This window comes from Pseudodesulfovibrio aespoeensis Aspo-2, from assembly GCF_000176915.2.
Taxonomy (GTDB): domain Bacteria; phylum Desulfobacterota; class Desulfovibrionia; order Desulfovibrionales; family Desulfovibrionaceae; genus Pseudodesulfovibrio; species Pseudodesulfovibrio aespoeensis.
In genome coordinates this window covers 2,735,652-2,748,757 of sequence record NC_014844.1, presented here as the reverse complement: position 1 = coordinate 2,748,757, position 13,106 = coordinate 2,735,652, and the positions used below count along the sequence as shown (strand labels likewise).

Genomic DNA, 13,106 nt, shown 5'->3' with positions numbered 1-13,106 from the left:
GACGCACGAGAGTGCCTTGATAAAGGAGACAATCATGTCCGCATATGACCAGACAAGCCGCTACGTGAATTTTGATCTCAAGGAAGACCAGCTGATCGCTGATGGAAATCACGTCCTGTGCGCCTATATCTATAAGCCTGCCAACGGGTACGGTAATGTCGAGGTTGCTGCCCACTTCGCAGCCGAGTCTTCCACCGGCACCAACGTCGAGGTCTGCACTACTGATGACTTCACCAAAGGCGTCGATGCGCTGGTCTACGAAGTCAGTGACGCCAGCAACGGCGACTCTCTGATGAAGATCGCCTATCCTGTGGAGCTTTTCGATCGTAACATCATCGATGGCCGCGCCATGCTCGCCTCCTTTCTGACATTGTGCATAGGAAACAACCAGGGCATGGGAGATGTTGCCTACGCCAAAATGCACGATTTCTATGTGCCGCGACAATACTTGGAACTCTTTGATGGGCCTTCCAAGAACATCGCTGATTTCTGGCGCATGCTCGGACGTCCCACCGAGAACGGTGGCATGATCGCCGGCACCATCGTCAAGCCCAAGCTGGGTCTGCGCCCGAAACCATTTGCTGATGCCTGCTACCATTTCTGGTTGGGGGGCGACTTCGTAAAGAACGATGAACCACAGGGTAACCAGGTGTTCGCCCCCCTCAAAGAGACCATCACAGCCGTTGCTGATGCCATGCGGCGTGCTCAGGACGAGACTGGAGAAGCCAAGATCTTCTCCGCCAACATCACAGCTGACGACCCCAGGGAAATGATTGCCCGCGGTGAATTTATCCTCAATGCCTTTGGAGAGAATGCCAGTCGGGTCGCTTTCCTCGTCGATGGCTATGTGGCCGGACCGACCGCTATTACTACCGCCCGCAGGAACTTCCCAAACCAGTTCCTGCATTACCACCGTGCCGGTCACGGCGCAGTCACGTCGCCGCAGGCCAAACGCGGTTACACCGCCTTTGTCCTGAGTAAGATGTCTCGCCTCCAAGGGGCGTCGGGCATCCATACGGGCACCATGGGTTTTGGCAAGATGGAAGGCGAAATGGCTGACAAAAGCATGGCCTACATGATTGAGCGGGAGGAGGCCCAGGGACCGTACTTCAAGCAGAAATGGTATGGTATGAAGGCCACAACCCCGATGATTTCCGGTGGGATGAATGCACTGCGGCTGCCAGGCTTCTTCGATAATTTGGGTCATTCAAACATCTGCCAGACATCTGGTGGTGGGGCCTTCGGGCACTTGGATGGACCCACGGCCGGGGCGCTCTCGCTGAGGCAGTCCCATGACGCTTGGATACAGGGCGTGAACCTTTTGGACTACGCCAAGGAGCACAATGAACTGGCCCGGGCATTCGAATCCTTTCCGGGGGATGCGGACAGGTTCTACCCGACTTGGCGCCACCAGCTTTGCCTGTAATGATTATATTGGAGGGGCAATTGCCCCTCCTTTTTCGTGGAGGAGGACACATGTCACTTGAAGCTATAATCTGGGATGTCGATGGAACCCTTGTGGATAGCGAGGAATTGCACCGGGCAGCTTTCAATACTGTTTTTGATGAATATGGTCTCGATTGTCGCTGGAGTCGAAAAGCATACAGCAAGCTTCTCAAGGTGACTGGCGGCAAGGAACGGATTCGTTATTACGCCAAGCTCTCCGGCATGGAGAAATCGTTCCCTTCCTCTATCGAGGATATGCATGCTCGAAAAACAGAAATCTATCATGAGAGCATTCGACTTGGGAAACTGCATCTTCGCAATGGTGTGAAAGAGATTTTGAACAGGGCGCTGGAGAAAGGAATTCGTCTTGCCATCGCCACGACAACGTCCATGTCGAATGTTGAAGCCTTATTCTCCTCGGGAGTACTGCAATCCGAGCATTGGGAAATTATTGTGTCAGGAGAACATGTTACATGCAAGAAGCCTGCTCCAGACGTTTATCTCGAAGTTCTGAGAAGGCTGGAACTGGACCCCATGGATTGCATCGCGGTTGAAGACTCCGAGAATGGAATGGAATCTGCTGTCACTGCAGGAGTGCCGACAATCATAACGACTAATGGTTATACACGTTATCAGGAATTCGGAAAGGAGATCGCATTGGTTCATTGCCTGAAGCACGGATTGACAACGCTGGAGGGATTAAAGACACCGATCACCATAAACCATTTTGAAGCATGGCACGCCGCCGCAAGACATCTTGTCAAGGGGCGGGTCCATCCCATTACCTCTTCAAGCCACTCCTAGTTAATTCTTCTAATAAGATTACCAGAAGCGGTATGATTGCTGGCGGTGGTTTGTGTAAAGTGCCCGTATAATAGGTCCATTGCAAAGTAGAGACTTCTGCCCCAAACTAGGAGCAGGAGTTTCACATGCGTAAATCAAAATTCAGTGAGTATCAGATCGTCAAGATTTTAAAGTCCGTGGAAGGCGGCATAACGTCTACATCTTAAGAACTAAAAAAATGGATGGTAGCATTTGAAACCCTTTTATTACCTCTCCCCCTCTTGAAAACGGTCAAATATGAGTTTATGCCTATAATCGATTAGCCGTATTCGGAAGTATGATTGTGTGAAAATGCTTGCTTGTTGTTTACTTATCTGAACCATGAGAGAGATATGATCAATTTCCCCGTATTCGAGAAGCTCACTGTTCAAGATTATGGTCTTTATCCGGGCAAAAGCGGTGAAGGGTTATGTATAATATTTAAGCCAGGACTCACCCTCATATTGGGGGCAAACGGTTTGGGCAAGACGACGCTTATTAATATCATGTTTCGTCTTCTGACAGGAGCATACGACATTTCTGCCCTTACGAAGTCTGGGAGTCTAGGGAATGCTAAACTTAAAGCTACTCAGCTTTCTCGGGCCGACAAGCTTAGTTTCTCAAAAAGAGTAGCAGATAGAGGTGGCCCCAGAAAACTGGACCACTCGTTAAGGTGGACGTATAAGAGCCCAAGGAGGCTTGAACATGTCCAACAGAAGACGTTTTTCAGCAGAATTTAAAGCCCGTGTAGCACTTGATGCATTATCCGGTGAACACACGATTTCTGAACTAGCCAGCAAGCACGGTGTTCATCCTAATCAGATCTCCACGTGGAAAAAACAGGCCAAGGAAGGAATCGTCGAATTGTTTTCCGGTAAGACTAAAAACACTCCGCAGAACAATGAAGCCCAAATCAAAGACCTCCACGCAAAGATCGGCCAGTTGCTTGTGGAGAAGGATTTTTTGCAACAAGCCTTCGCCAAAATATGAGCTGCGGGCGAAGGCGCGAAATCGTCGATAACGAGCATCCAAATCTCAGCGTCCGACGACAATGCAAAGTTCTGCAATTACAACGGTCAACATACTATTATAAGCCCATCGGCGAGTCTTCGCTCAATCTGGAATTGATGCGGAAGATCGATGAGTTGTTTATGGAATTGCCGTTTTTTGGCTCCAGACAGATGCGGAATATCCTGCAAGATACGGGATATTTTGTCGGTCGAGAGCGTGTGAGACGGTTGATGCGCAAAATGGGGTTAATGGCGGTTTATCAGAAGCCACGAACGAGCCAACCGCATCCCGGTCACAAGGTGTATCCATATCTGCTTCGAAATATACCAATTACAAAACCGAACCAAGTTTGGTGCACGGATATTACGTATATCCCCATGAAACGCGGTTTTTTGTACCTCGTTGCTATCATGGACTGGCATAGCCGCGCAGTCTTATCCTGGCGGCTGTCGAACACAATGGATACGGATTTCTGCGTCGCAGCCTTGGAAGAGGCCATTAGTTGCTATGGAGTTCCTGAAATATTCAATACTGATCAGGGATCACAATTCACCAGTTATGAGTTCACAAAGACTCTCAGAGATGCTGGCATACGGATATCAATGGATGGTCGCGGTCGCTGGATGGATAACGTCATGATCGAACGGCTCTGGCGTTCCTTGAAATATGAATGTGTGTATTTACATGAGTTGAGCACAGGAAGTGAGCTGCGTGAGGCATTGGCGTGGTGGTTTGATTTCTACAACAATCGTCGGCCTCATTTCACTTTTGACGGAATGAAGCCAATGGATGTATATCAAAGTTCCAAGCCAGAGGGGGTACCCCCTCTGGCTTGGAGTCAAAAGGCGGCGTAACCTGTAAACTTGTCCACCTTATATTCGCCGCTCAGTGGTCCGAAGAACCGAGGCCACCTCTGATAATGCTGATGACGCTGAAGCGACTCTTTCCCTTAGCATAGGTGAGAGTGCTATTTGTATTACAAGAAGCCTTGGAGATTTGAGACTTATAAGTTTCAAAATTGATGGGAGAGAGGTCGGTGGCGATGAGGATTTCTATCAAAATGAAATAGCTCGACTTGTTGATGTATGGTCCTTCGGTGATTGGATATTAATACTTCGTTATCTTGTTTTTTACTTTGAAGATAGAAAGGCTCTCGTTTGGGATCATACTGCTCAAAAACAGCTTATCAGAGTACTGTTTTTATCAAAAGGTGATGCTCAGAAATGGTATGAAGCTGAAAGGGAAATTTTAGAGAAAGATTCAGAAATTCGTAATGCCATTGCTGCCTTATTCAAAGAGGAGAAAGAGCTTGCAGTTGATAAAACTCAAGTTAAAGATTCGGGCGGCCTTCGTCAGGAGCTTGAATCTCTTTCAGATTTACAACAAGCTGATAGCGAAAAAATAGAGCGTTACCTGGAATCGATTGAGGGAATATCAGAGGTGGCCTCGGTTCTTCGGACCACTGAGCGGCGAATATAAGGTGGACAAGTTTACAGGTTACGCCGCCTTTTGACTCCAAGCCAGAGGGGGTACCCCCTCTGGCTTGGAACTTTGATATACATCCATTGGCTTCATTCCGTCAAAAGTGAAATGAGGCCGACGATTGTTGTAGAAATCAAACCACCACGCCAATGCCTCACGCAGCTCACTTCCTGTGCTCAACTCATGTAAATACACACATTCATATTTCAAGGAACGCCAGAGCCGTTCGATCATGACGTTATCCATCCAGCGACCGCGACCATCCATTGATATCCGTATGCCAGCATCTCTGAGAGTCTTTGTGAACTCATAACTGGTGAATTGTGATCCCTGATCAGTATTGAATATTTCAGGAACTCCATAGCAACTAATGGCCTCTTCCAAGGCTGCGACGCAGAAATCCGTATCCATTGTGTTCGACAGCCGCCAGGATAAGACTGCGCGGCTATGCCAGTCCATGATAGCAACGAGGTACAAAAAACCGCGTTTCATGGGGATATACGTAATATCCGTGCACCAAACTTGGTTCGGTTTTGTAATTGGTATATTTCGAAGCAGATATGGATACACCTTGTGACCGGGATGCGGTTGGCTCGTTCGTGGCTTCTGATAAACCGCCATTAACCCCATTTTGCGCATCAACCGTCTCACACGCTCTCGACCGACAAAATATCCCGTATCTTGCAGGATATTCCGCATCTGTCTGGAGCCAAAAAACGGCAATTCCATAAACAACTCATCGATCTTCCGCATCAATTCCAGATTGAGCGAAGACTCGCCGATGGGCTTATAATAGTATGTTGACCGTTGTAATTGCAGAACTTTGCATTGTCGTCGGACGCTGAGATTTGGATGCTCGTTATCGACGATTTCGCGCCTTCGCCCGCAGCTCATATTTTGGCGAAGGCTTGTTGCAAAAAATCCTTCTCCACAAGCAACTGGCCGATCTTTGCGTGGAGGTCTTTGATTTGGGCTTCATTGTTCTGCGGAGTGTTTTTAGTCTTACCGGAAAACAATTCGACGATTCCTTCCTTGGCCTGTTTTTTCCACGTGGAGATCTGATTAGGATGAACACCGTGCTTGCTGGCTAGTTCAGAAATCGTGTGTTCACCGGATAATGCATCAAGTGCTACACGGGCTTTAAATTCTGCTGAAAAACGTCTTCTGTTGGACATGTTCAAGCCTCCTTGGGCTCTTATACGTCCACCTTAACGAGTGGTCCAGTTTTCTGGGGCCACCTCTATCCTTTGAAAGGAATAAGGCACGGCGTGCTGAGCTACATGCGCAGGATTCCTTTGAGTCAGCATTACGTGAATATGAACGCATGAAATACCTTACACTTCAATCAAGATTTCCAGAACAAACTGAGACCGCTCAATATATACTCGGCCAGTTAGCCACAGATGGCTTCTGTTTAGTATGTGGGCAGGATGCCCCTAAAGCTGCACAGGTGTTGCAAGATCGCCTAAAGAACAATCAGTGTGTTATCTGTGCTTCTAGTATTCATCGAGATTCTCATGATGGGGTCGTTGATTTTGTGGGAAGAAAAGCAGAACAAATAAGAGACGCTTATGCCGAAAAAAAGGATTTTTTGACCCACAGGAAAGATGAACTAAAAAGAGTGAAAAAGGCCTATGACTTGCAGAAGGCAGAGATAGAGCAACTCGATGAAGCAATGGGTGTGCGAGTTCGGCGGATAATTGAAATTAAGAACAGTATTCCTTTGGACGACGAGGAGTTGAATAAGAGAGATGAAGAACTTTCCTCTCTTAGAGCTAAGTATGAAACAAAAAAAATTATAGTGGCCACCATGAGGGAAAAATTTAGCTTCTTAGTAGAAACATGGAAAAACTCTCTGTATAAACATGTTGATAGTATACAGAAATCATTTGATGGATATGCTAAGGAGTTTTTATTTGAAACCTGTACCCTGAGTTGGTCTCCACAGTTCTCCAAGTTAGGACAACTGCAGCAAAAAGAAATTGAGTATCCTGCTTTTGCATTAGATATGACCGGAGCCGATTTTCCTGAGGCAAGTCGGCGAAGTGGCCCAGATGAGGTGTCGGAAAGTCAGCGGGAGTTTATTGATTTGTCATTTCGGATGGCTTTGATGGAAACGGCTGGAGGTGGCGGAACTAGTTTGATCATTGATGCGCCGGAATCTTCATTGGATGCAATATTTGTTGATAAGGCAGCCCTAGTTCTGAGTCAAATAGGTTCACCGGATAAAAAAAATTGTTTAATAATTACGTCAAATATAGTGGACGGTAAGCTGATTCCAAACTTGTTGACGGATTATGAAAAGGAAGATCGTAGTTCTCGTATTGTAGATCTGTTCTCTCTCGCAGCCAAAACTGCTGCAGTTAAACAGAATATTAAGTTGTATGTTGAAAAATTAAATGACCTAATTAATGTGGATTAAAGGGCAACATGAAGAGTTTAACTGATGCCCATGTAATTGATGAGATTAAGCGGCATGTGCGTTTGGTTTTGTTGCTTCATGCCTCAGCCAATGCGGGCATGACCCCAATCCCGATACGGAATTTCCATGCGTTTTCTTATTTGTCAAATGTACTTGCTCCTGTTTGGGAGTTAGAACCATTCGATAAGATACTGCTCAAACGAAAAGGTGGTCCACTATATATCAACGTTCAGCACGACTTAGATCGACTTGTGGGGAAAGGTATAGCGACTGTCTCGGATATTAAATACATGCAAAACAGCGATGGGCAATGGGAGCTAGAAGGTCGGTACGGGATCAATGAAGGATTGGCGCAACCTATTCTTGATTCAGTTCAAGATTATGCCGATGAGAGGCAGATGTTTAATTTTCTGGAAGAACTTGCTTATGCTTTGTCTGCCCTTGGCAGCGAGGAACTTGGTGCCTTTATTGACGAAGATGCGACCTATGGTGACCAGATAAATGTAGGGGAAGTTATTGATTTTGCAGAATGGAAAGAGGTTAATTGTAGTGTGAATGCTGCAGAAAATTTTGCGAATTTTATGCCGGAAGATTCGATTATAACTCCTGGTCGGAAGATTCACCTGTATGTTCATCATCTCTACCGGAGAGCCCATGTCGCAGGATAATAAACAGCTAGGTCTTTGGAAAAACGATGACTTCGCTGAAACTGTTGCGACTCATTCAGGTAAAGGGAATGATGCCGGGCACACCACGAGCACCCGATTCTTACGAGAGGTTCACAAACTCGTGACTCGGCGGCAGGCCGTTGCTTCTGAGTTAGAGAGTGACGGCATGGCGGTTTTTTTGCTTAAATCCTCATTTTCGAAAGATGCATGTGGGGTCGAATTTCACGAAGAGTATGCCCTTGATGATGGGTTGCGCAGATTAACCTCTCGCCTTTGGATGGTTACACCAGCTGTTATTAAGGGCAGCTATACTGATATCTCTGCATTTACTGGGAATCAACTGATTGAATGGATAAGTGGACATTTGGGGTGTGGTGATGTGCCTGCGATTATATACAATCCAAGTGCACTAGGAAGACAAATTCGTTTTTATGGTAACGGAGTGGCTGACGTTGAGAATTGTACAAAGCATTCTGTGGGCGCAACTGACATTACCCCAGAACGGATCGAAGCTGTCGTTAATAGTACCTATAGGCAGCGCTTGCTCCGTCCAGGCTCATTATCTGGCTTGTGGGTTGATGGGTTCCCTTCAAGTCGGGCTGAAAGTATGATTCAAGAGACCTTAATAAATTATCTTGGTGGGCATTTTCTAGGTTTTCACATATACTCCGAGCAAACAAGTGAATCTGGACGGTTAGATATATTGTTAGAAGAACCGTTCACTAGCCCAGTGCAGTGCAATGTGATGCATGCCGTTTTGGAACTCAAAGTGCTACGAAGCCATACTGTTTCTGGTAGTCCTAAACCCAAATTGAGCTATAAGAAGATTGTTGTTGAGGGGGTCAAGCAAGCAATAGCATATAAGGACGACCGAAATAGCAGAATTGGCGCATTATATTGTTTTGATATGCGAATAGCCAAAGAGCGAAGTGATTGTTTTGGGTCAGCGTTGTGTTTGGCCGAGTATTACGACATTAAGCTTGGTCAATGGGTTTTATATTCATCAGCCTCCGAAAGCAGGCATGCTCGTTATTAAGAAGCGTTTTACTTTTTTAATACAATGAGTGTTTCTGCCAATTCCCGGCGCCCACCTTGTTGAGCTGATGAGCGCATGGACCGGAATGGATCCTTCTTCTCAAGACTGAACCCCATATCGATTGAGAGCTCGCACAATATGTCTGCGACATTGACGTGGATGCCTGCATATTGGCTATCTCCGACGACCATCCATAGTTCTCCTCTTGGAGCTAGAGATTTTTCTATAGTACTAATCACACCTGACATGTCAGAAAAATATGCACCGACCATATCGGGGATAGCTTTGCTCCACATTTCTGAACGAGCATTGTTTAATCGATCAAGTACGTTTTCCAATAGAATCGACGTTGCTGGCGGCAGAGCGTATTTTCGCGCGACTTGGACGTGTGAAGTAAGTGTTGATTCGCGGAGCTCTTTGTTGCTTTGTGGATCCTTCAGGTAGCCAAGAACCCACAATTCAACGTTATAGACATCTGTGTAGTCGAAAGAATTGGGGTAGGGTGGTGAAAAAACGGCAAGATCAAACGAATTTGTATCCCTTAGTACTTCCCTACAATCTCCCCTTGTCAGTTCAAAGTCGCAACATGCTCGTTCAGAATAGCGGTGAATATCAACTATTGCCTGACGTACTGCCTGTTCGAAAAGGCGATCTACAAGTGCGGGGTCAGTGTATCGTTTTTCCCAATCTTTTCGATATCTACGGCCTTTTCCACTAATCATCACATTGCTCACCCTAATCAAAATTCCACTCAACAAGATTCGGAAAAGACGGTGTTCTTTACCTTCTGCAATCTTATCTATTGCGGTTAAGTATGCTGCAATTCGTTCAGCTACAGGGCGATCAAAGATCCAACGGCCTGCTACGCCTGGTTCGACGAATGTTGGTGGCGTTTTCTCGAATATTCTTTTGAAGTTTGATTTGCTTCGGGCTGAGCGAACTACCCTTCCAAAGAGGTTTGCCAACTTATCACAGTCGTATTTAGATAATTTTGCTTCGATTAGGTCTGCTAAAAAGGGATTCACTTCAACGGTGGTGGGGTAGACGCCTAGGAATTGGCAGGCCAAAGCTGTTGTGCCAGATCCTCCGAATGGATCCAAGCATCGTTCAACAGTCCTTTCGCTTTCTACAATTGCCTTGGAGATCAGCTCTGGCGCAAAAGCTTCTTTAAAACGTCGCCAATTCTGGAATGGTAGTTCCTGTGCCCCCGCATTGGTTCCAATAAATGGTACCTCGCGTCCTTGAGTCCACTCTTCAAATGTTACCTGCATGTGAACTCCTAAGCACAGATGGCTTGGTCTAAGATTGTTATACTAACTACTTTCTGTTCTTTGGGGGCCGTTACCATCAGAACTTGCAACAGAAATGCTGCAGAGAAGGTCCCTCTGCACAGCTTGTTGGCGATGCTCGCTTGCGTTTCGAGAACACTAATTTCAGCGAGTCTGTGGACTAGCTCTTCGTGAGTAATTCCCTGACGCTTTAGTTGTGCATTAAGAATCCCTCTGGCTTCATTGCACCAGTGTTTTTTTGTGTCATCTGGCATCATTTTTTTAAAATATATGATATTTAAATATCATTCAAGATATTTTTATGTCAAAAATGGTATTATACTCATGCGATGTTTTTTTATGAGCCATTGATGAGTCCTGGTCTCGAAAGAAAAAAGGAAACGACATGATTAGTCGTTTCCTTTTTTGCTTTAGATTCATCGATGATGGGATATCATCGTGTTTTTAGGAGCTTTTGTTTCCCTCAATATACAAGTCAGAGCGCAAGATGGTTTAGATGCAAACAGTGACCGAACTCATATGAAGAAGGCTGCGATATACATAAAATTTCTATCTAGTGGAATAGCTGACTTTTCCACTATCTCTTCTTCAGAGGGAGTTAGAGGTATTATTCATGGCACTCAATCACAAACGTAGCATCCAGCTATAGATCCGGCTGGCCCAGCCTGCAATAGAGTCTAGCTCAAGCACGCCCTTATTGCTTGAAGGAGCCTGTGGGTGATTGACTCCATTGAAGTGGTCTTTCCCGCATAGCTCATCGAGCAGTTTTTTTGGCCATCTGAGGGAAGACTGAAGCAGTTCTCGTTTGAGTCTTTCGACGTTTGTCTCCCATGCTTCCAAATCCTTTACTACGAGGACTTGCGTGGATAAGGATTTGTCGGCATCTGACGTATCGACTTCGAGCAGGTGAACTGTTTTTTCGCCAACCTGTAGGCCAATTATAGCCATGCATCTGGATTCGCCGGTTGTTGAGAGGATATGTTTTTTGCATTTGCCGATTTTGGGTAGTGGTGGGATCGCCTTTGAGGTGGGAACGCACCCATAGGTTTCTATCAATATTTTGACCATGTCTCGAAAGCAGACAAACTTGTTCTCAAAGAACTGCTCATAATCCGTTTCGTCATTCAGTGTGTCCCAATCTGCTCCGGGGAGGCCTCGATCCTCGACGCCTTCTTCCGTGCTGACCGAAATCTGTTTGTCTTCACTCTCCTCACCAGAAAGTGTACTCCCTTGTTTTCGTTCTTTGGAAGTTATTTTGGTCACATGGAATGGGGTTTTGAATTCTATAGAAACACTGTCGGCTTCCATAACAATCGGTAGCGTATTGGCATTTGATGCTATGTCATCGTGGATGAGTAATGGAGATTCAGGGTTATTGCTTACTGGGCGAATGGCCTGCCCCTCGCTCGGGATGAGGCGTTCAAAATCTGGATGTGCCATTTCAATACTTCGAAATGACTTGTTGGGAATGCCTTTTATCTCATCGATTTCATGCACGAAGCAACTTTTTGAATCGTTAGAGAATTGCCCCCGTATTTGTAGCCAAACGTGTGTCAGTGGCGGCGGGTCGAATTGAAAGTTCCATCTGCGATAATTTTTATAGTCGATCCCGTCTTTACGTTGGTATTTGGTAATACTCTCATAAGATTGCTTGGCGTCTTCATCAAGCAAAATCCAAGACAGATAATTGCGGCATTTTGGCTCATTGAGGTGAGCTACGGTGAAGCTGGCTGAAGGCATTACGCGAATGATGGCATTGTTTTCGTGGTCGATCTCCACTGCGAACTCTGATTTTAAGCAGTCAGATTCAATGGCGGTTCGAGAGAGGTACCCGCCATGAAAGAAAAGAGTGCGAGCCAGTTCAAATTGAGGGAGATAGATGGTGATGTCTTCACCTATTGTGAAGACAAAGCATAGTTGGTTCGGATTCGACCATTTTTCGAGTCTTTGGACCGGGCATTCTCCAATCGTTTTTATATCCCAATCTCTTGTGTCAGAGATGCGGAAGCGGCGTTTCCACCCCCGTTTGTCTTCTTTCTTAGTGGCTTTGAGAATGCGGTTTCGTGCTATTGCGGGTGCATTGGAGATGCTTAGAAAATCTTTGACCTGTTTCGGAGAAAGTTGGAGATCAATATTCCATCTGTTGCTATAGATGGGCCTAAAAAGAGAGCCAACTCCTAGAATTTTTGTGTTTTCTTTAAATCCCTCAAATGGATAGTTGCTCACACTGACCATCCTAAATGTTGCAAAAACTGTCTGGTTCGCTTTTTCATTCTCTGCTCGCTTAGTCCTGATAGCCGCAAGAGCTCCCAGTAAGGTAGTTCCGCCAGTGGCGCATCATAGGCTTGCATGACTCGGATGATCCTCCTTATCTGATAATTGGCAACGTCTTCGCTGTTGTTTTCCAAGAACGCTGCCGAAAGAGGGAGCTTGTCCATCTTGCGTGACATGTGCTGGCATCCAGCTTGCGCGCTATACCAATTTTTGCTTCGGCGCGGTGAGTCCAACTTGTTGGCACGGTTCTGCTTAATGGCTTCAAGCCTTTGAAGGATATGCTTGTCGCGTTCATGCCAGTTAACTCGTCGATTTTCCGAACGTGTTGCTTTTCTGTGCTTCCTGTTGATTCTTTTTAGCCAGTTTCGATCATTTCTGTAAAGCCATGTGTAAATATGATCACCTCCAGACAGCCGCGCTTCTCTCGTTCCCTTGACCTTCACCATCTCTAGCCATGCGTTACGTTTGGCGTGGAGAGTCGATAGCGAGTGGCTCTTGGATGGGGAGTATGAAGACGTGCTCTCCTGGATGGTCTGCTTATGCGCCTGAGAAATCACTTCTTCAAAAAGCCACTCCGATCCCAGTAGGGATTCCAGTACCACAATGTGTTGCAGATAGCTGAACGCCTTTCGTTGCTTTCTCATGAATATCCGCAG

Annotated in this window: 13 protein-coding genes; 8 read left to right on the top strand and 5 right to left on the bottom strand. The window is 46.0% G+C overall.

Features of this window, described 5'->3' with window-relative positions:
- Window positions 1–34 precede the first annotated feature (34 nt).
- The 5 genes from DAES_RS12790 to DAES_RS17660 all read left to right on the top strand — a co-directional run bounded on the left by DAES_RS12790 (window position 35) and on the right by DAES_RS17660 (window position 4,758).
- On the top strand, window positions 35–1,426 hold the full coding sequence (locus DAES_RS12790; protein WP_013515453.1) for a ribulose-bisphosphate carboxylase: 1,392 nt from the start codon (window positions 35–37) through the stop codon (window positions 1,424–1,426).
- A 50-nt stretch (window positions 1,427–1,476) separates the two neighbouring features.
- Window positions 1,477–2,250, top strand: a complete 774-nt coding sequence (locus DAES_RS12785; protein WP_013515452.1) for an HAD-IA family hydrolase — start codon at window positions 1,477–1,479, stop codon at window positions 2,248–2,250.
- A 371-nt stretch (window positions 2,251–2,621) separates the two neighbouring features.
- Window positions 2,622–3,008: an AAA family ATPase gene (locus tag DAES_RS18115; RefSeq protein ID WP_083808655.1), complete on the top strand. Its 387-nt coding sequence runs from the start codon at window positions 2,622–2,624 to the stop codon at window positions 3,006–3,008.
- Window positions 2,974–4,133, top strand: a protein-coding gene (locus tag DAES_RS12775) for an IS3 family transposase (protein ID WP_407635878.1) whose coding sequence is annotated in 2 segments (ribosomal slippage) — window positions 2,974–3,246 and window positions 3,249–4,133 — 1,158 coding nt in all. Because the reading frame shifts where the segments join, the coding sequence is not laid out codon by codon here. The genes DAES_RS18115 and DAES_RS12775 overlap by 35 nt, the downstream gene beginning before the upstream one ends.
- Before the next feature lie 34 nt (window positions 4,134–4,167).
- Window positions 4,168–4,758, top strand: a complete 591-nt coding sequence (locus tag DAES_RS17660) for a hypothetical protein (RefSeq protein ID WP_157864862.1) — start codon at window positions 4,168–4,170, stop codon at window positions 4,756–4,758.
- 18 nt (window positions 4,759–4,776) lie between these two features.
- Here DAES_RS17660 and DAES_RS12770 read toward each other — a convergent pair.
- Window positions 4,777–5,936 (bottom strand): IS3 family transposase gene (locus DAES_RS12770; protein WP_407635878.1). Its coding sequence is split into 2 segments (ribosomal slippage): window positions 4,777–5,661 and window positions 5,664–5,936, totalling 1,158 coding nucleotides; the frame shifts between segments, so codons are not numbered across the junction.
- A gap of 149 nt (window positions 5,937–6,085) precedes the next feature.
- Here DAES_RS12770 and DAES_RS12760 point away from each other — a divergent pair.
- From DAES_RS12760 to DAES_RS17650, 3 genes are read left to right on the top strand one after another with little or no spacing between them, the layout of a single operon-like run.
- Window positions 6,086–7,183, top strand: a complete 1,098-nt coding sequence (locus tag DAES_RS12760; protein WP_013515449.1) for a hypothetical protein — start codon at window positions 6,086–6,088, stop codon at window positions 7,181–7,183.
- Between the two features lie 8 nt (window positions 7,184–7,191).
- Window positions 7,192–7,851, top strand: coding sequence for a hypothetical protein (locus DAES_RS17655; protein ID WP_013515448.1), 660 nt, complete (start codon window positions 7,192–7,194; stop codon window positions 7,849–7,851).
- Window positions 7,838–8,887, top strand: a complete 1,050-nt coding sequence (locus tag DAES_RS17650; protein ID WP_013515447.1) for a hypothetical protein — start codon at window positions 7,838–7,840, stop codon at window positions 8,885–8,887. Before DAES_RS17655 ends, DAES_RS17650 begins: the two co-directional genes overlap by 14 nt.
- Before the next feature lie 8 nt (window positions 8,888–8,895).
- Here the strand turns inward: DAES_RS17650 and DAES_RS12750 are convergent, their stop codons facing one another.
- The 4 genes from DAES_RS12750 to DAES_RS17390 form a co-directional block, all read right to left on the bottom strand.
- Window positions 8,896–10,158, bottom strand: coding sequence for a class I SAM-dependent methyltransferase (locus tag DAES_RS12750; protein WP_013515446.1), 1,263 nt, complete (start codon window positions 10,156–10,158; stop codon window positions 8,896–8,898).
- 8 nt (window positions 10,159–10,166) lie between these two features.
- A complete protein-coding gene (locus DAES_RS18110; protein WP_013515445.1) occupies window positions 10,167–10,430 on the bottom strand; it encodes a DUF6471 domain-containing protein in 264 nt (87 codons plus the stop codon).
- 370 nt (window positions 10,431–10,800) lie between these two features.
- On the bottom strand, window positions 10,801–12,411 hold the full coding sequence (locus DAES_RS17395) for a Tn7-like element transposition protein TnsE (protein ID WP_157864861.1): 1,611 nt from the start codon (window positions 12,409–12,411) through the stop codon (window positions 10,801–10,803).
- Window positions 12,399–13,094, bottom strand: a complete 696-nt coding sequence (locus DAES_RS17390; protein WP_083808654.1) for a TnsD family Tn7-like transposition protein — start codon at window positions 13,092–13,094, stop codon at window positions 12,399–12,401. Before DAES_RS17390 ends, DAES_RS17395 begins: the two co-directional genes overlap by 13 nt.
- Between the last annotated feature and the right edge of the window lie 12 nt (window positions 13,095–13,106).